Origin of the sequence: Streptomyces sp. NBC_01476 (genome assembly GCF_036227265.1) — a bacterium.
In the GTDB taxonomy this organism is placed as follows: domain Bacteria; phylum Actinomycetota; class Actinomycetes; order Streptomycetales; family Streptomycetaceae; genus Actinacidiphila.
In genome coordinates, this window is the sequence record NZ_CP109446.1 from 6,722,049 (window position 1) to 6,739,285 (window position 17,237).

The following is a 17,237-nucleotide window of genomic DNA, read 5'->3' on the forward strand; positions in this document are numbered from 1 at the left end:
GCGCTTCGGGGTACGGCGGTGGGACCCGCGGGGCGCCCGCGCTCCGCCTTCCGCTTCCGGCCGCGCCGGTCAGCGGCACAGCCCCGCTTCGTGCTCCGCGTGGCCGCCGGGCTCCAGCTGGAAGGTGCAGTGCTCCACGTCGAAGTGGGTGCCGAGGCAGCCCTGCAGATCATGCAGCATCTTCTCGTAGCCGACCGCGTCCAGTACGTCCTGGCTGACCACCACATGGGCGGAGAGCACCGGCAGGCCCGAGGTGATCGTCCACACATGCAGGTCGTGCAGGCCCTCGACGCCGTTGAGCTCCTCGATGTGCCGGCGGATCTGGCCGATGTCCACACCCTTGGGCGCCGCCTCCAGCAGGACGTCCACCGCTTCACGCAGCAGCCGCCAGGTGCGCGGCACGATCAGCACGCCGATCAGCAGCGACGCCACCGCGTCCGCCTGCCGCCAGCCCGAGGCGAGGAAGACCACTGCCGCCACGACCACCGCGAGCGAGCCGAACGCGTCCGCCATCACCTCAAGGAACGCGCCGCGGACGTTGAGGCTCTCCTGCTGGCCGCGCATCAGCACCAGCAGCGACACCGAGTTGGCCACCAGCCCGATCAGACCGAAGACGATGGTGGCGCCGCCGTCGATCCCGTGCGGGGTGATCAGCCGCCTGATGCCCTCGTAGAAGATGAACGCGCCGACCCCGAAGAGCAGCACACCGTTGAGTACGGCGGCCAGGATCTCTGCGCGGGCGAAGCCGAAGGTGCGGCGCTCGGTCGGCGGGCGGGAGGCGATCTGGATGGCCAGCAGCGCCATACCGAGACCGGCCGCGTCGGTGGCCATGTGCCCGGCGTCCGCGAAGAGCGCAAGCGAGCCGGTCAGCAGGCTTCCGGTCACCTCGGTGACCAGCACCAGCAAGGTGATGCCGAGCGCGATCAGCAGCCGGCCGCGGTACACCGCTCCGGCGGTGCGCGCCGGAGTGTGGCCGTGACTGTGGCTGTGCCCTGCCCCCATGGTCGCGGTCCCCTTCCGCCCGGTCCGCCGCGGCATCCGTACCCGTGCCGGTTTGCGTGTGCGCCGGCCAGTCAACACCGGTCACCCACCGTGGGCAAGCCGGTACTGGAGACCGTTGTCATGTGCGGTGACCTGCGGTGATGAGGCGCGCGGAACGAGAGGGCGAATGGCCGCCGGCCTCACCCGTACGGCGGAGGCGGGCGGTACGGGTGAGGCGGGCGGAACACGGGCGGAACGCGGGGCCCGGTGCGGCCGGCCGGGGCCTATCACGGGTGGGCGAACACGCAGTGAACGATGCCCGACCGGTATCCGATAGCCTCGCGGTCATGCCCGGTCCGGCGGAGTAGCCGGTGGTCAGCGGGCACTTTTCCGCACGCCTTGCCTCGCCTTGAGGGAGTGGGTACCTCTGTCGACCGCCATCCTGACCGGCCCCGGCACCGGGGCGCCGTCGTCGCCGGCCGACGATCTGCGGGCCCTCGGATTCCAGGTCGTGGCGGCGGCGACCCCGGTGGAAGCGGCCGCCCGGCTCGCCGCGATCCCGCCCGCCGAGCGGGTGGCCGTGGTCGACGCCCGCTTCGTCGGACACCGCCACACCCTGCGGCTCGCCCTCACCGACCCCCGCTTCGACGTGGCGGCGGTCCCGGGCGCCCTGTCCGTACAGGCCGCCGCCCGGCCGGCCCTGGCGAAGGCGCTCCAAGAGAAGACCGCCGGCGCGGGCGCCTCCGCCGGCCGCCCGGCCGGCCAGGCCGGCGCGGTGACGGCGCTGCACGGCCCGCCCGCCGCCGCACACGGCGCAGCGGCCGGCCGCGGCCTCCCCGCCGCCGGGCCGCAGGGCGCGGGCGGCGGCCCCGGAACCCCCGCCGACAGCCTGCCGGACCTGCTCGCCGCCGCCCTGGACGCGGAAGGAGCCGCCCCGCACCGCCCCGACCTGGGTGTCCTCGTCGCCGAGGTGCCCGTGGACGACGCCGGGCGGGCCGCCGCCGAAGCGGCGGTCGCCGCGGTGGACGACGAGGCGGTACGGCTGCGCAGCGCGGTGAAGTCCCGGGACGGCTTCTTCACCACCCACTTCGTCAGCCCGTACTCCCGCTACATCGCCCGCTGGTGCGCCCGGCGCGGCCTGACCCCCAACCAGGTCACCACCGCCTCCCTGGTGGTGGCGCTGATCGCGGCCGGCTGCGCGGCCACCGGCACCCGTGGCGGCTACCTCGCGGCCGGTGTGCTGCTGCTCGCCTCCTTCGTCCTGGACTGCACCGACGGCCAGCTGGCGCGCTACTCGCTGCGGTTCTCGACGCTCGGCGCCTGGCTGGACGCGACCTTCGACCGGGCCAAGGAGTACGCCTTCTACGCCGGGCTCGCCCTCGGCGCCGCCCGCGGCGGTGACGACGTATGGGCGCTGGCACTGGGCGCGATGGTGCTGCAGACCTGCCGCCACGTGGTGGACTTCGCCTTCAACGAGGCCAATCACGACGCGAGCGGCGCGACGGGCGGTGCCAGTCCCACCGCGGCGCTGTCCGGCCGGCTGGACAGCGTCGGCTGGACGGTCTGGCTGCGCCGGATGATCGTGCTGCCGATCGGTGAACGCTGGGCGCTGATCGCGGTGCTCACCGCGGCCACCACCCCCCGGATCACCTTCGTGGTGCTGCTCATCGGCTGCGCCTTCGCCGCCTGCTACACCACCGCGGGACGCGTACTGCGTTCCCTCGCCCGCAAGGCCCGCCGCACCGACCGGGCCGCCCGGGCGCTCGACGACCTCGCCGACAGCGGGCCGCTCGCCGAAGCCGTGGCCCGCCTCACCGGGCCGTTCGCCCGGCGGCTGCCGTCCTTCGCGCCGCCCGTGGCCGCACTGGCCGGCGGCGCGCTGCTGACCGCGACCGCCGCGCTCGCCCCGCGCGGCAGCGCCTGGCCGGTGGCCGCCGCCGCCGTATACGTCATCACCTCGGGCCTCGCGGTGGCCCGGCCGCTCAAAGGCGCCCTGGACTGGCTGGTCCCGCCCTTCTTCCGGGCTGCCGAATACGGCACCTACCTGGCATTGGCGGCCTCATCACAGGTAAACGGAGCATTGCCAGCCGCTTTCGGGCTGGTGGCGGCGGTCGCCTACCATCATTACGACACGGTGTACCGCATCCGCGGCGGTACCGGGGCTCCACCCAGGGTTCTGGTACGCACGGCGGGCGGGCACGAGGGCCGGGCACTGCTGGTGACCGTCCTCGCGGCCGCCCTGGTGCACCGCTCGGGCTTCCAGGTCGCGCTGACGGTGCTCGCTGCCGTGCTGGCGCTGTTGGTCCTGATCGAGAGCATCCGCTTCTGGGTGTCCTCCGGGGCTCCCGCCGTACACGACGAATCAGGAGAACCCGCATGATCGGCCTCGTGCTGGCGGCCGGCGCCGGACGCCGTCTGCGCCCCTATACCGACACCCTGCCCAAGGCACTGGTGCCGGTGGGTCCCGAGGGCGCCGAGGACAGCATCACCGTGCTCGACCTGACCCTCGGCAACTTCGCCGAGGTCGGGATCACCGAGGTCGCGGTCGTCGTGGGGTACCGCAAGGAAGCGGTGTACGAGCGCCAGGCGGAGCTGGAGGCCAAGTACGGCGTCACCCTCACCCTGGTCGACAACGACAAGGCAGAGGAGTGGAACAACGCCTACTCCCTGTGGTGCGCGCGCGATGTGCTCCGGCAGGGCGTGATCCTGGCCAACGGCGACACCGTGCACCCGGTGTCGGTGGAGAAGACACTGCTCGCCGCCCGCGGCGGGGACCGCCGGATCATCCTGGCGCTCGACACCGTCAAGCACCTCGCCGACGAGGAGATGAAGGTCGTCGCCGACCCGGCCAAGGGCATGCGCCGGATCACCAAGCTGATGGACCCGGCAGAGGCCACCGGCGAGTACATCGGCGTCACCCTCATCGAGGGCGAGGCGGCCGGCGCCCTCGCCGACGCGCTGCGGACCACCTTCGAGCGCGACCCGCAGCTGTACTACGAGGACGGCTACCAGGAACTGGTCGACCGGGGCTTCACCATCGACGTGGCACCGATCGGTGCCGTGCCCTGGGTGGAGATCGACAACCACGCCGACCTCGCCAGGGGAAGGGAGATCGCGTGCCAGTACTGACCCGGCTGATTCCCTCGCCGGTGGTCGTCGACATCAACAGCGGCGCCCTCGCCGACCTCTCCAAGCTCCTCGCGGACCAGCGGATCTCGACCTCGGGCAAGCTCGCCGTCGCGGTCAGCGAGGGCTCCGGCAGCAAGCTCCACGACCGGCTGACGCCCGAACTGCCCGGCGCCGACTGGTACCCCGTGCACGGCGGCACCATCGACGCCGCGGTCAAGCTCGCCGACGCCATGCGCGGCAAGCGCTACGACGCGGTGGTGGGGCTGGGCGGCGGCAAGATCATCGACGTCACCAAGTACGCCGCCGCCCGGGTCGGGCTGCCGATGGTCGCGGTCGCCACCAACCTCTCGCACGACGGCATCTGCTCGCCGGTGGCCACCTTGGACAACGACAACGGCCGCGGGTCCTACGGCGTCCCCACACCGATCGCGCTGGTGATCGACCTGGACGTGATCCGTGAGGCGCCCGCACGCTATGTCCGGGCCGGCATCGGCGACGCGGTCTCCAATCTGTCGGCGCTGGCCGACTGGGAGCTGTCGCACCGCGAGACCGGCGAGCCGATCGACGGACTGGCCGCCGCGATGGCCCGCAGCGCCGGCGAATCGGTGCTGCGCCACCCCGGCGGCATCGGCGACGACGACTTCCTGGTGGTCCTCTCCGAGGGCCTGGTGCTCTCCGGGATCGCCATGTCCATCAGCGGCGACACCCGCCCCTCCTCCGGGGCGTGCCACGAAATCAGCCACGCCCTGGACCTGCTCCACCCGCAGCGCGCCGCCGCGCACGGCGAGCAGGTCGGTCTTGGCGCCGCCTTTGCGATGCATTTGCGCGGTGCGTACGGGGCCTCCGGGATGATCGCGGAGGCGCTGCGCCGCCACGGGCTACCGGTACTGCCGGCCGAGATCGGATTCACCGACCGGGAGTTCGCCGAGGCGGTGCGGTACGCCCCGCAGACCCGCCCCGGGAGGTACACGATTCTCGAACACCTGGACCTGTCCGACACCGATATCAGGGACGCTTACGCCGACTATGCCAAAGCCATCAGTAGCTGAACTGCGCCCGGTCGTTCACCCCGGTGGCATCAAGGACCGGAAGAACGGCGAACACTGGGCCGGGCGCCTGTACATGCGCGAGATCTCGCTGCGCTGCACCCGGGTGCTGCTCAACTCGCCGCTGAGCCCCAACCAGTACACGTATCTGATGATCGTGGCCGGTATGGCGGCCGGCGCCGCGCTGCTGATCCCCGGGCTCACCGGCGGCATCCTCGGGGCGCTGCTGATCCAGCTGTACCTGCTGCTGGACTGCGTGGACGGCGAGCTGGCCCGCTGGCGCCACCAGACCTCGACCGTGGGCGTCTACCTGGACCGGGTCGGGCACTACCTCTCCGAGGCGACCCTGCTGGTCGGCTTCGGCATCCGGGCCGCGGACATCTTCCACAAGGACGGCGCGTCCACCCAGTGGCAGTGGGCGTTCCTGGGCACGCTGGCCGCGCTCGGCGCGATCCTGATCAAGGCCGAGACCGACCTGGTGGACGTGGCCAGGACCCGGCGCGGGATGCCCGCCGCGGAGGAGACCGCGAACGTGCCGCGCTCCTCCGGGGTGGCGCTGGCCCGGCGGGCCGCGTCCGCGCTGAAGTTCCACCGGCTGGTCGGCGGGGTCGAGGCGTCCTTGCTGATGCTGCTGGCGGCCATCGGCGACCACTTCCACGGCGACCTGCTCTTCACCCGGGTCGCGGTGGTGGTGCTGGCCGCCGTGGCGGTACTGCAGACCCTGCTGCACCTGGTGAGCATCCTCGCATCCAGCAGGCTGAAGTGAGCGCCCGCAGGAAGGGGCGCAAGAACGCCAGGAGGAGGCCCCCGATGAAGCTCGGGGTGGTGATCATCACCATGGGCAGCCGGCCCGAGGAGCTGCAGGACCTGCTGGACTCGGTGGCCAAGCAGCAGGGCCCGGCGCTGCGGGTCGCGGTGGTCGGCAACGGCACCCCGCTGCCGCCGCTGCCCGGGGACGTACGCACCGTGGAGCTGCCGGAGAACATCGGCATCCCCGGCGGCCGGAACATCGGGGTCGACCTGTTCGGCCCGGGCGGCTCCGAGGTCGACGCGGTGGTCTTCCTGGACGACGACGGGATACTTCCCTGCGACGACACCGCGGAGCTCGTCAGAGCGGCCTTCACGGCCAATCCCAGGCTCGGCATCATCAGCTTCCGGATCGCCGATCCGGTGTCCGGCGTCACCCAGCGCCGCCATGTCCCACGGCTGCGCGCCTCCGACCCGATGCGGGACTCGCCGGTCACCACCTTCCTCGGCGGTGCCTGCGCGATCCGCACCCGGATCTTCCGGGAGGTGGGCCGGCTGCCCGAGGAGTTCTTCTACGCGCACGAGGAGACGGATCTGGCCTGGCGAGCTCTTGACGTCGGCTGGCAGATCGAGTATCGGTCCGACCTCGTACTGCACCATCCGGCTACCTCGCCGTCCCGGCACGCGGTCTACCACCGGCTGGTGGCCCGTAACCGCGTGTGGCTGGCCCGTCGCAATCTGCCCTGGGTGCTCGTCCCGGTCTATCTCGGCGTATGGTTCGCTCTTACGCTGCTGCGCCGGCCGTCCCGACCGGCGCTGCGGGCCTGGCTCGGCGGTTTCCGGGAGGGCTGGACCACTCCCTGCGGCGAACGGCGGCCGATGAGCTGGCGCACGGTCTGGCGGTTGACCCGGCTGGGCCGACCCCCGATTATCTGAAAAGCTCGGACCTGAGAGCATCAGGCGCAGCCCGGGAATCCCCCTGCCCCGGCGCGCACCTTGAGGACGAAAGTGTCAACTGTGAGCGAGACAACGCACAATGGTGCGGTCGCCGTCGGTGCCCCCCCGGCGCCCTCGGCCGATGACGGCTTGAGCCCCGCCCAGCTTGCGGCCAAGTACGGCCTCTCCGTCAGCGGTGCCCGTCCCGGCCTGCTGGAGTACACGCGGCAGTTGTGGGGCCGCCGACATTTCATCAATGAGTTCGCCAAGGCGCGTACCGCTGCCCAGTACACCCAGGCGCGGCTCGGACAGCTGTGGCAGGTGATGACGCCGCTGCTGAACGCGGCCGTCTACTACTTGATCTTCGGCCTGCTGATCGGCACCAGCAAGGGCATCGACAACTTCATCGCCTTCCTGGTCACCGGCGTCTTCATCTTCACCTTCACCCAGTCCTCGGTGATGAGTGGTGTCCGGGCCATCGCCGGCAACCTCGGTCTGATCCGGGCGCTGCACTTCCCGCGCGCCTCGATGCCGATCGCGCTGACGCTGATGCAGCTTCAGCAGCTGCTGATGTCGATGTTCGTCCTGCTGTCGATCGTGCTGATGACCGGTGAGACCCCGGACCTCTCCTGGCTGTTGGCCATCCCGGCGCTGCTGACCCAGTGGGTGTTCAACACCGGCCTGGCACTGATCGTGGCCCGGCTCGGCAGCAAGATGACCGACCTGGCGCAGCTGATGCCGTTCATGCTCCGCACTTGGATGTACGTCTCCGGCGTCATGTACAGCATCGACAAGCTCACCGCGACCGCGCCGCACTTCGTCCGGATCCTGCTCGACATCAACCCGGCCGCGGTCTACATCGACCTGATGCGCTTCGCGCTGATCGACAGTGTCACCGGCTCCCAGATGCCGCCGCACGTATGGGCCAGCGCGGTCGGCTGGGCGGTGCTGGTGGGCGTCGGCGGGTACATCTACTTCTGGAAGGCTGAAGAGCAGTATGGCCGTGGCTGAGCAGCAGACCCTGGTAAGCACGCCGGCCGCCGGCACGCGCGTGCCCACCGTCGTCGTCGACGACGTCCATATCGTCTACACGGTGCACGGCGCCGGCACCGGCCGTGGCACCGCGACCGCCGCGCTCTACCGGCTGCTGTCCCGCAAGGGCTCGCCCAACGTCCGCCGGGTGCACGCGGTGCGCGGGGTCACCTTCACCGCCTACCGCGGTGAGGCGATCGGCATCATCGGCTCCAACGGCTCCGGCAAGTCGACGATCCTGCGGGCCATCGCGGGTCTGCTGCCGCCGGAGAGCGGCAAGATCTACACCGACGGCCAGCCGTCCCTGCTGGGCGTCAACGCGGCGCTGATGAACGACCTGACCGGCGCCACCAACGTCCTGCTCGGCGGTCTGGCCATGGGCATGTCGCAGGAGGAGGTGCGCAGCCGCTACAAGGGCATCGTCGACTTCTCCGGCATCAACGAGAAGGGCGATTTCATCTCGCTGCCGATGCGGACCTACTCCTCCGGTATGGCCGCCCGGCTGCGCTTCTCGATCGCGGCCGCCAAGAACCACGACGTGCTGATGATCGACGAGGCCCTGGCCACCGGTGACCGCGCCTTCCAGCGCCGTTCGGAGGAGCGCATCCGCGAACTGCGCAAGGAAGCCGGCACCGTCTTCCTGGTCAGCCACAACAACAAGTCGATCCGGGACACCTGCGACCGGGTGCTGTGGCTGGAGAAGGGCGAGCTGCTGATGGACGGTCCGACGGACGAGGTCATCAAGGCGTACGAAGCGCACAGCGGCAAGTGACCGAACTGCAACAATTCCAGGGCATGATGGGCGACCCCCGCCGGATGATCCGGCGGGGGTCGCGTGTTGTGACCTCTGTTGACCTTCGCGCCCCCGGCGTACGCCGGAGGATGCCCCGACGTAAGCTGTACCGGTGCTGGGAGCCTGCCGATGATCGATACCGACCGGGTGGGACACCTGGCGCGGCGTGTCCGAAATGGGAAGTTTCGAGTGGGCGGTGTAGAACGGGGGATGTGGCGGCCATGATGATCGGGACCATCCTGCTCCGGGGCACGTACGCCGCCAGGGTGCCGGGAACCCCGCGGTGACCGGGGACGACACGTCCCGGGCCGTCCTGGACAAGGCGGCGCGCGAGAACTTTCCGGTGGCACCCGTGTTCCTGCCGCGCGCCTGGCGGCAGGACCTGATGGCCGTCTACGGATTCGCCCGACTGGTGGATGACATCGGCGACGGCGACCTGGCGAACGGCGGCCGCGACGACGCCCGGCACCTCGGCCTCGACCCGGCGGCGGCCGGCGACCGCCTGGCCATGCTCGACGCCTTCGAGGCGGACCTGGGCCGGGTCTTCGACGGCGCTCCCCGGCACCCGCTGCTGGTCGCCCTGCAGCCGACGGTCAACCGGCACCGGCTCACCCCCGACCCCTTCCTGGGCCTGATCGGCGCCAACCGGCAGGACCAGCAGGTCCGTCGGTACGGCACCTACGACGACCTGCTCGCCTACTGCGAGCTGTCCGCCAACCCGGTCGGCCGCCTGGTCCTGGCCATCACCGGTACCTCAACCCCGGAACGGGTACGCCGTTCGGACGCGGTCTGCACCGCGCTGCAGATCGTCGAGCACCTGCAGGATGTGGCGGAAGACCTCGGCCGGGACCGGATCTATCTGCCGGCCGACGACATGAAGCGCTTCTCGGTGGACGAGGCCGATCTCGCCGCACCGAGTGCGGGACCGCAGGTCCGTGAGCTGATCGCGTTCGAAGCCGGACGCGCCCGCGACCTGTTGGCCGAAGGTACTCCCCTGGTGGGCAGCGTCCGTGGCAGGCTTCGCCTGCTGCTCGCCGGTTTCGTCGGCGGCGGCCGTGCCGCCCTGAAGGCGGTGGAGAACGCGGGATACGACGTGCTGGCGGTTTCGCCGAAGGCCACCAAGCCCGGCCTGTTGCGCGAAGTGGGTTCGACATTGCGAAGAGAGGGGTGAGCCGGACCGTGAACGGTTCCGCCCAGACGTCCGGACAGGTACTTGCGGCCTACAGATACTGTGAGACCGTGACCGGTCATGAGGCGCGCAACTTCGCCTATGGGATCCGACTCCTGCCCACTCCCAAGCGGCAGGCCATGTCGGCTCTCTATGCGTTCTCGCGGCGCGTCGACGACATCGGTGACGGCGAACTCGACCCCGAGGAGAAGGTCCGCCGGCTTGATCTGACCCGCGCCACCCTGGCCCGGGTCCGGGACGGCGCGGTCGCCGAGGACGACATCGACCCGGTGGCGGTCGCGCTCGCCGACGCGGCGGTGAAATTCCCGCTTCCGCTCGCCGGCCTGGACGAACTCATCGACGGCGTTCAGATGGACGTTCGAGGCGAGACCTATGAAACCTGGGACGATCTGGCCGTTTACTGCCGCTGTGTGGCCGGCGCGATCGGAAGGCTTTCCCTGGGCGTTTTCGGCACCGTGAATGGGAACGATCCTGCACGTGCCGCCGAATACGCCGATACTCTCGGCCTCGCTCTGCAACTCACCAACATCCTCCGCGACGTCCGCGAGGACGCCGGCAACGGGCGTACCTACCTGCCCGCACAGGACCTCGCCAAGTTCGGCTGCGCGGCCGGTTTCCACACCGACACTCCGCCGCCCGGCTCGGACTTCACCGGTCTGGTGGAGTTCGAAGTGCGCCGCGCCCGCAAGCTGTTCGCAACCGGTTACCAGCTGCTGCCGATGCTCGACCGGCGCAGCGGCGCCTGTGTCGCGGCCATGGCGGGGATCTACCGCCGCCTGCTGGAACGGATCGCCGCCGACCCCGAGGCCGTGCTGCGCGGCCGGGTCTCGCTGCCCGGACGCGAGAAGGCGTACGTCGCGATGCGCGGACTCACCGGCCTCGACGCCCGGCGTACCGCACGCCTGCCGCGGAGGGACGCGTGAGATCCACCCGCGATGGCGCGGGCCCAGCCGCGCCACCGAATGGACACGACCGGGTAAACCGCGCAACCCCACCGACCCGCGCTGCGTCACTTCCCGCATCAGCCCACGCGGCTCGGGGGGAGGGGACGCACCATGAGCAGCACGCACACCGGGGCTGACCCGCGCACCGGCTCGGGTCCGCATACGGCCGTGGTGGTCGGCGGCGGTCTCGCCGGCACCACCGCCGCGCTCGCGCTGGCCGACGCCGGCGTCCGGGTGGTCCTCACCGAGGCCCGCCCCCGGCTGGGCGGCCTCGCCTTCTCCTTCAAACGCGGTGAACTCACCGTCGACAACGGCCAGCACGTCTTCCTGCGCTGCTGCACCGCCTACCAGTGGTTCCTTGACCGGATCGCCGCCCGCGACCTGGTCACCCTGCAGGACCGGCTCGACGTACCCGTGCGCGACGCGGCCAGCGGGCGGCTCGGCCGGATCAGCCGGGCCGGCCTGCCGGTGCCGCTGCACCTGGCGCCGAGTCTGATCCGCTACCCGCACCTGTCCTTGAAGGAACGCGCCTCGGTCGGCCGCGCGGCCCTCGCGCTGCGCGGCCTGGACCTGGCCGACCCGGCGCTGGACGACACCGACTTCGGCAGCTGGCTCGGCGCCCGCGGGCAGTCCCCGCGGACCATCGAGGCGCTGTGGGACCTGGTGGGAGTGGCCACTCTCAACGCGACGGCCGGCAACTCCTCGCTCGCCCTGGCCGCGATGGTCTTCAAGACCGGACTGCTCTCCGACCCGGGCGCCGCCGACATCGGCTGGGCCTCGGCCCCGCTCGGCGACCTCCACGACGGCCGGGCCCGTACCGCGCTGGACACCGCGGGGGTGCGTACGCTGCTGCGGACCCGGGCCGCGGCGATCAAGCAGAGCCCGGACGGCGGTTGGCAGGTGTCGGTCGAGACCGGTCCCGGTCAGGCCGAGCAACTCGACGCGGACATCGTGGTGTTGGCGGTGCCGCAGCGCGAGACACACGGACTTCTTCCGGCCGGAGCCCTGGCGGAGCCGGAAAAACTCTTGCGTATCGGCACCGCGCCGATCCTCAATGTCCATGTGGTCTACGACAGAAGGGTGCTCGAACAGCCCTTCCTCGCGGCGCTCGGCAGCCCTGTCCAGTGGGTCTTCGACCGCACCGGGACCTCCGGACTCACCGGCGGCGGCCAGTACCTGGCGCTGTCCCAGTCCGCCGCACAGGACGAGATCGATCTGCCGGTCGCCGAGTTGCGCGACCGCTATCTGCCGGAGCTGGAGCGGCTGCTGCCCGCTGCCCGCGGTGCCGGCGTCCGCGACTTCTTCGTCACCCGGGAGCGCACGGCGACCTTCGCGCCCGCGCCTGGCGTCGCCGCACTGCGCCCCGGACCTGCGACGAGTGCCCCCGGGCTGTTCCTGGCCGGGGCATGGACCGCCACCGGCTGGCCCGCGACCATGGAGAGCGCGGTACGCAGTGGGTTGAACGCCTCCCGAGAAGCGTTGTCCGCCCTCGGGCTGCCCTGTGACAACGGCGTTCTGGAGGCGGCATGAGTGCTATTGGTGCAACAAGAGGAGAGAACGTGACCGCTGACAGCGTCATCGGGCTGCTGGAAAACGGCCGCATCCTGACCACTCCGGTGCTGCGCGCTGCCGTGGCACGCCTCGCCCCCCCGATGGACACCGTCGCCTCCTACCACTTCGGCTGGATCGACAGCACCGGCAGGCCCGCGGACGGTGACGGCGGCAAGGCCGTACGCCCCGCGCTGGCGCTGCTGTCCGCCCAGGCGGCGGGCGCGCCCGCCGAGACCGGGGTGCCCGGGGCGGTGGCGGTGGAGCTGGTGCACAACTTCTCGTTGCTGCACGACGATCTGATGGACGGCGACGAGCAGCGGCGGCACCGCGACACGGTGTGGAAGGTGCACGGTCCCGCGCAGGCGATCCTGGTCGGCGACGCGCTCTTCGCGCTGGCCAACGAGGTGCTGCTGGAGCAGGGCACCGCCGACGCCGGCCGGGCCACCCGCCGGCTCACCACCGCCACCCGCAAACTGATCGACGGCCAGGCCCAGGACATCTCCTTCGAGCACCGCGAACGGGTCACCGTCGAGGAGTGCCTGGAGATGGAGGGCAACAAGACCGGTGCGCTGCTGGCCTGCGCGTCTTCCATCGGTGCGGTGCTCGGCGGCGCCTCGGAGGCGGACGCCGACGCGCTGGAGGAGTACGGCTACCATCTGGGGCTTGCCTTCCAGGCGATTGACGACCTGTTGGGCATCTGGGGCGATCCGGCCACCACCGGCAAGCAGACCTGGAGTGACCTGCGGCAGCGCAAGAAGTCGCTGCCGGTGGTCGCCGCGCTGGCCGCCGGCGGGTCGGCGTCGGAGCGGCTGGGTGAACTCCTTGCCGCCGACGCCAAAAATCCGGAAAACGATGCCTTCAGCGAGGAAGAGTTCGCTATGCGCGCAGCGTTGATCGAAGAAGCCGGTGGCAGGGACTGGACCTCTCAAGAGGCCAGGAGGCAGTACGCGACTGCTATCGGCGCCCTCGACAAAATGGACATGCCTGAACAAATCAAGCAGAAGCTCGTAGGACTGGCGGATTTTGTGGTGGTTCGCGAGAAGTAAAGAACAGTCAGTGGAGCGTTTGACGTCGCCAGTCCCTTTCATGTGACGGCCGACGGCCGCCCCCGACACCGCAGACGTCTCAACTGCAAAGGGGAAGCCATGACAGCGACGACCGATGGCAGTCCAGGTACGCCAACTCACCGGACACCCTCGGCCAGCACCACCTCGGAACCGGAGCCTGTTCCATCCGGAACCACCGAGGAGGCGGCGCAGCGTGCCGTGCAGCGCGCCACCGACCACCTGCTGGCACGGCAGCACGCCGACGGATGGTGGAAGGGCGACCTTGAGACCAACGTGACCATGGATGCCGAGGACCTGCTGCTGCGGGAGTTCCTCGGCATCCGGGACGAGAAGGTCCTGGCCGCTTCCGCCCGTTGGATCCGTTCGCAGCAACGCGAGGACGGCGCCTGGGCCACCTTTCACGGCGGCCCCGGCGACCTCTCGGCCACCATCGAGGCGTACGTCGCACTGCGCTTCGCCGGGGACACTCCGGACCAGGCGCACATGGCGCTCGCCGCGAAGTGGTCGCGGGGTGAAGGAGGGGTGGCCGGCAGCCGGGTCTTCACCCGGATCTGGCTCGCCCTGTTCGGCTGGTGGAACTGGGACAGCCTCCCGGAACTGCCGCCCGAGCTGATCTTTCTGCCGAAGTGGATGCCGCTGAACATCTACTCGTTCGGCTGCTGGGCCCGGCAGACCATCGTGCCGCTGACCATCGTCGGCGCCCACCGGCCGGTCCGGCCGGCGCCCTTCGGCATCGACGAACTGCACATCAACCCGCTGCAGCCCAGCCCGAAGCAGCGCAAGGCGCCGATCACCAGCTGGGACGGCGTCTTCCAGCGGCTGGACCAGGTGCTGCACCTCTACCGGCGCTACACCCCGCGCTCGGTACGGCGCTCGGCGATGAACGCCTGCGCCCGCTGGATCATCGAGCGCCAGGAGGCCGACGGCTGCTGGGGCGGCATCCAGCCGCCCGCGGTCTACTCGGTGATCGCCCTGCACCTGCTCGGCTACGACCTCGAACACCCGGTGCTCAAGGCCGGTCTCGACTCGCTGGACCGTTTCGCCGTCTGGCCCGAAGAGGGCGTCCGGATGATCGAGGCGTGCCAGTCGCCGGTCTGGGACACCTGTCTGGCCGCGATCGCGCTCGCCGACGCCGGACTCGCCCCGGACCACCCGGCGCTGGTCAAGTCCGCCGACTGGATGCTCGGCGAGCAGATCACCCGGCCCGGTGACTGGTCGGTGCAGCGCCCGCAACTGGCGCCCGGCGGCTGGGCCTTCGAGTTCCACAACGACAACTACCCGGACATCGACGACACCGCGGAAGTGGTGCTCGCGCTGCGCAGGGTCGCCCACCCGGACCCGGCCCGGCTGGACGCCGCGGTGGAGCGGGCGGTGCGCTGGAACGTCGGCATGCAGTCCAGGAACGGCGCGTGGGGCGCCTTCGACGCCGACAACACCAGCCCCTTCCCCAACCGGCTGCCGTTCGCCGACTTCGGCGAGGTCATCGACCCGCCCTCGGCCGACGTCACCGCGCACGTGGTGGAGATGATGGCCGCGCTCGGTCTTGAGCACGACCCGCACACCCGCCGCGGCATCGAGTGGCTGCTGGCCGAACAGGAGGAGAACGGCGCCTGGTTCGGCCGCTGGGGGGTCAACTACATCTACGGCACGGGGTCCGCGGTCCCCGCGCTGGCCGCCGCCGGTCTGTCGGCCGGCCACCCCGCGATCCGCCGGGCCGTCGCCTGGCTGGAGTCGGTGCAGAACACCGACGGCGGCTGGGGCGAGGATCTGCGCTCCTACTCCGAACAGGAGTGGGCGGGCCGCGGGCACTCCACCGCCTCGCAGACCGCCTGGGCGCTGATGGCCCTGCTGGCGGCCGGCCGGCGCGACACCGAGGCGGTCAGGCGCGGCGTGGCCTGGCTCACCGAGACACAGCTGGAGGACGGCTCGTGGGACGAGCCCTACTTCACCGGGACCGGCTTCCCCCGGGACTTCTCCATCAACTACCACCTGTACCGGATGGTCTTCCCGCTGACCGCGCTCGGGCGCTACGTGCGCAACGAGCCGTTCGGCGCCGGCCACCCCGGTGCCCCGGCCCTCACTGGCTCCTCCGCAGCCGCGGCGGGCGGCAGCAGCAGCACCGGAAAGGGGGCCTAGTTCGTGGGCCGTCCACAACCACCCCTGCTGGTGGTGTGCGCCCTGCGCATCGAGCGCTTCGCGCTGCGCAGGGGCACGGCCAGAGTCGCGGCTCCGGTCACCGTGCTCCGTACCGGCATGGGACCGATAGCCGCCGACAAGGCCGTGCGCGAAGCCCTGCACGACCCCGCACTGCACGATGCGGCCGTACTGACCACCGGCTTCTGCGCGGGGCTCGCCCCGGGCATGCGGCCGGGTGATGTCGTCGTCTCCGACGACGGGCACGAGAGCGCGGCGCTCGCCGCCGCGCTCAAAGCCGCCGGCCACACCGTGCACACCGGCACCCTTGCGGAATCCGACCATGTCGTGCGGGGCGCCGAGCGCACCGCACTCGCGGCGAGTGGTGCCATCGCCGTGGACATGGAATCGGCCGCGATGCGGCGCGCCGCCCTCGCCGAGGGCGTGCACCGCATCGCGGCGGCCCGCGTCGTCGTCGACACGCCCGAGTTCGAACTCGTGCGGGTCGGCACGCTGCGCACCGGATTCATCGCGTTCCGGGTGCTGAGAGATCTTGTTCCCGCCTTTCATGATTGGCACCGCACTACCGCGCTCCCCTGGAGGTGAGCTAGATGGCTATGCCGCTCCGTCAGACCGTCCGTGTCGCGTCGTACCTCTTTGAACAGAAAATGGTCAGGCGACGCGAAAAGTTCCCGCTGATCGTCGAACTCGAACCGCTCTTCGCCTGCAACCTCAAATGTGAGGGCTGCGGCAAGATCCAGCACCCGGCCGGAGTGCTGAAGCAGCGCATGCCGGTGGCCCAGGCCGTCGGGGCGGTGCTGGAGTCGGGTGCCCCGATGGTCTCCATCGCGGGCGGCGAGCCGCTGATGCACCCCCAGATCGACGAGATCGTGCGCCAGCTCGTCAAGCGCAAGAAGTACGTGTTCCTCTGCACGAACGCGCTGCTCATGCGGAAGAAGATGGACAAATTCACCCCGTCGCCGTATTTCGCGTTTACCGTACACATCGACGGCATGCGGGAGCGGCACGACGAGTCGGTGGCCAAGGAGGGCACCTTCGACGAGGCGGTGGAGGCCATCAAGGAGGCCAAGCGCCGCGGATTCCGGGTGACCACCAACTCCACCTTCTTCAACACCGACACCCCGCAGACGATCATCGAGGTGCTCAACTTCCTCAATGACGAGCTCGAAGTCGACGAGATGATGCTGTCGCCCGCCTACGCCTACGAGAAGGCGCCCGACCAGGACCACTTCCTGGGCGTGACGCAGACCCGTGAGCTCTTCAAGAAGGCGTTCGACAACGGCAACCGCCGCAAGTGGCGGCTCAACCACAGCCCGCTCTTCCTGGACTTCCTGGAGGGCAAAGCCGACTTCCCGTGCACCGCGTGGGCGATCCCGAACTACTCGCTCTTCGGCTGGCAGCGCCCCTGCTACCTGATGGCCGACGGGTACGTGCCCACGTACGACGAGCTGATCGAGAAGACCGACTGGGACAAGTACGGCCGCGGCAAGGACGACCGGTGCGACAACTGCATGGCGCACTGCGGTTACGAGCCCACCGCCGTACTCGCGACCATGGGCTCCCTGAAGGAGTCCATCCGCGCCATGCGGGAGACCGTCGCGTCCAACCGCGCGAGCTGACCTCCCGGTGATCGCGGTCGAGCCACCGGCGCGGTGTCCGCGCCGCCGC

At 70.6% G+C, this 17,237-nt stretch carries 15 protein-coding genes; 14 read left to right on the top strand and 1 reads right to left on the bottom strand.

The window, feature by feature from the left end:
• Nucleotides 1–69: 69 nt before the first annotated feature.
• The gene (locus OG552_RS29405; protein ID WP_329138038.1) at nucleotides 70–1,002 is read right to left on the bottom strand and encodes a cation diffusion facilitator family transporter; all 933 of its coding nucleotides are present in this window, start codon (nucleotides 1,000–1,002) and stop codon (nucleotides 70–72) included.
• 466 nt (nucleotides 1,003–1,468) lie between these two features.
• Between OG552_RS29405 and OG552_RS29410 the strand changes: the two genes are divergently transcribed.
• The 14 genes from OG552_RS29410 (at nucleotide 1,469) to hpnH (ending at nucleotide 17,188) form a co-directional block, all read left to right on the top strand.
• Nucleotides 1,469–3,361: a DUF5941 domain-containing protein gene (locus tag OG552_RS29410; RefSeq protein WP_443071211.1), complete on the top strand. Its 1,893-nt coding sequence runs from the start codon at nucleotides 1,469–1,471 to the stop codon at nucleotides 3,359–3,361.
• Nucleotides 3,358–4,110: a phosphocholine cytidylyltransferase family protein gene (locus OG552_RS29415; RefSeq protein WP_329138040.1), complete on the top strand. Its 753-nt coding sequence runs from the start codon at nucleotides 3,358–3,360 to the stop codon at nucleotides 4,108–4,110. The genes OG552_RS29410 and OG552_RS29415 overlap by 4 nt, the downstream gene beginning before the upstream one ends.
• The gene (locus OG552_RS29420; RefSeq protein WP_329138042.1) at nucleotides 4,098–5,159 is read left to right on the top strand and encodes an iron-containing alcohol dehydrogenase family protein; all 1,062 of its coding nucleotides are present in this window, start codon (nucleotides 4,098–4,100) and stop codon (nucleotides 5,157–5,159) included. Before OG552_RS29415 ends, OG552_RS29420 begins: the two co-directional genes overlap by 13 nt.
• On the top strand, nucleotides 5,137–5,922 hold the full coding sequence (locus OG552_RS29425; RefSeq protein WP_329138044.1) for a CDP-alcohol phosphatidyltransferase family protein: 786 nt from the start codon (nucleotides 5,137–5,139) through the stop codon (nucleotides 5,920–5,922). Before OG552_RS29420 ends, OG552_RS29425 begins: the two co-directional genes overlap by 23 nt.
• A gap of 44 nt (nucleotides 5,923–5,966) precedes the next feature.
• The gene (locus tag OG552_RS29430) at nucleotides 5,967–6,839 is read left to right on the top strand and encodes a glycosyltransferase family 2 protein (RefSeq protein WP_329138046.1); all 873 of its coding nucleotides are present in this window, start codon (nucleotides 5,967–5,969) and stop codon (nucleotides 6,837–6,839) included.
• Nucleotides 6,840–6,920: 81 nt separating this feature from the next.
• Complete coding sequence (locus tag OG552_RS29435) at nucleotides 6,921–7,850, top strand: ABC transporter permease (protein ID WP_329138048.1); 930 nt, start codon at nucleotides 6,921–6,923, stop codon at nucleotides 7,848–7,850.
• Nucleotides 7,843–8,643: an ABC transporter ATP-binding protein gene (locus OG552_RS29440; protein ID WP_443071071.1), complete on the top strand. Its 801-nt coding sequence runs from the start codon at nucleotides 7,843–7,845 to the stop codon at nucleotides 8,641–8,643. Before OG552_RS29435 ends, OG552_RS29440 begins: the two co-directional genes overlap by 8 nt.
• A 304-nt stretch (nucleotides 8,644–8,947) precedes the next feature.
• Nucleotides 8,948–9,835, top strand: a complete 888-nt coding sequence (gene hpnC, locus OG552_RS29445) for a squalene synthase HpnC (RefSeq protein ID WP_329138052.1) — start codon at nucleotides 8,948–8,950, stop codon at nucleotides 9,833–9,835.
• Nucleotides 9,832–10,776, top strand: a complete 945-nt coding sequence (gene hpnD / locus OG552_RS29450) for a presqualene diphosphate synthase HpnD (protein WP_329138054.1) — start codon at nucleotides 9,832–9,834, stop codon at nucleotides 10,774–10,776. The genes hpnC and hpnD overlap by 4 nt, the downstream gene beginning before the upstream one ends.
• Nucleotides 10,777–10,908: 132 nt before the next feature.
• Nucleotides 10,909–12,327, top strand: a complete 1,419-nt coding sequence (gene hpnE / locus OG552_RS29455) for a hydroxysqualene dehydroxylase HpnE (RefSeq protein ID WP_329138056.1) — start codon at nucleotides 10,909–10,911, stop codon at nucleotides 12,325–12,327.
• The gene (locus OG552_RS29460) at nucleotides 12,324–13,394 is read left to right on the top strand and encodes a polyprenyl synthetase family protein (RefSeq protein WP_329138057.1); all 1,071 of its coding nucleotides are present in this window, start codon (nucleotides 12,324–12,326) and stop codon (nucleotides 13,392–13,394) included. Before hpnE ends, OG552_RS29460 begins: the two co-directional genes overlap by 4 nt.
• A 99-nt stretch (nucleotides 13,395–13,493) precedes the next feature.
• The gene (gene shc, locus OG552_RS29465) at nucleotides 13,494–15,551 is read left to right on the top strand and encodes a squalene--hopene cyclase (protein ID WP_329138059.1); all 2,058 of its coding nucleotides are present in this window, start codon (nucleotides 13,494–13,496) and stop codon (nucleotides 15,549–15,551) included.
• 3 nt (nucleotides 15,552–15,554) lie between these two features.
• Nucleotides 15,555–16,154 (top strand): phosphorylase family protein, encoded by a 600-nt coding sequence (locus OG552_RS29470; RefSeq protein ID WP_329138061.1) that lies wholly within the window; start codon nucleotides 15,555–15,557, stop codon nucleotides 16,152–16,154.
• A 5-nt stretch (nucleotides 16,155–16,159) separates the two neighbouring features.
• Nucleotides 16,160–17,188 (top strand): adenosyl-hopene transferase HpnH, encoded by a 1,029-nt coding sequence (gene hpnH / locus OG552_RS29475; RefSeq protein WP_329138063.1) that lies wholly within the window; start codon nucleotides 16,160–16,162, stop codon nucleotides 17,186–17,188.
• Nucleotides 17,189–17,237: the final 49 nt, after the last annotated feature.

What these genes read in the sequence shown, in the direction of transcription:
- OG552_RS29405 (WP_329138038.1), bottom strand. Translation starts at nt 1,002, where the DNA reads ATGGGGGCAGGGCACAGCCACAGTCACGGCCACACTCCGGCGCGCACC.
- OG552_RS29430 (WP_329138046.1), top strand. Translation starts at nt 5,967, where the DNA reads ATGAAGCTCGGGGTGGTGATCATCACCATGGGCAGCCGGCCCGAGGAG.
- shc (WP_329138059.1), top strand. Translation starts at nt 13,494, where the DNA reads ATGACAGCGACGACCGATGGCAGTCCAGGTACGCCAACTCACCGGACA.
- OG552_RS29425 (WP_329138044.1), top strand. Translation starts at nt 5,137, where the DNA reads ATGCCAAAGCCATCAGTAGCTGAACTGCGCCCGGTCGTTCACCCCGGT.
- hpnE (WP_329138056.1), top strand. Translation starts at nt 10,909, where the DNA reads ATGAGCAGCACGCACACCGGGGCTGACCCGCGCACCGGCTCGGGTCCG.
- OG552_RS29415 (WP_329138040.1), top strand. Translation starts at nt 3,358, where the DNA reads ATGATCGGCCTCGTGCTGGCGGCCGGCGCCGGACGCCGTCTGCGCCCC.
- OG552_RS29460 (WP_329138057.1), top strand. Translation starts at nt 12,324, where the DNA reads ATGAGTGCTATTGGTGCAACAAGAGGAGAGAACGTGACCGCTGACAGC.
- hpnH (WP_329138063.1), top strand. Translation starts at nt 16,160, where the DNA reads ATGGCTATGCCGCTCCGTCAGACCGTCCGTGTCGCGTCGTACCTCTTT.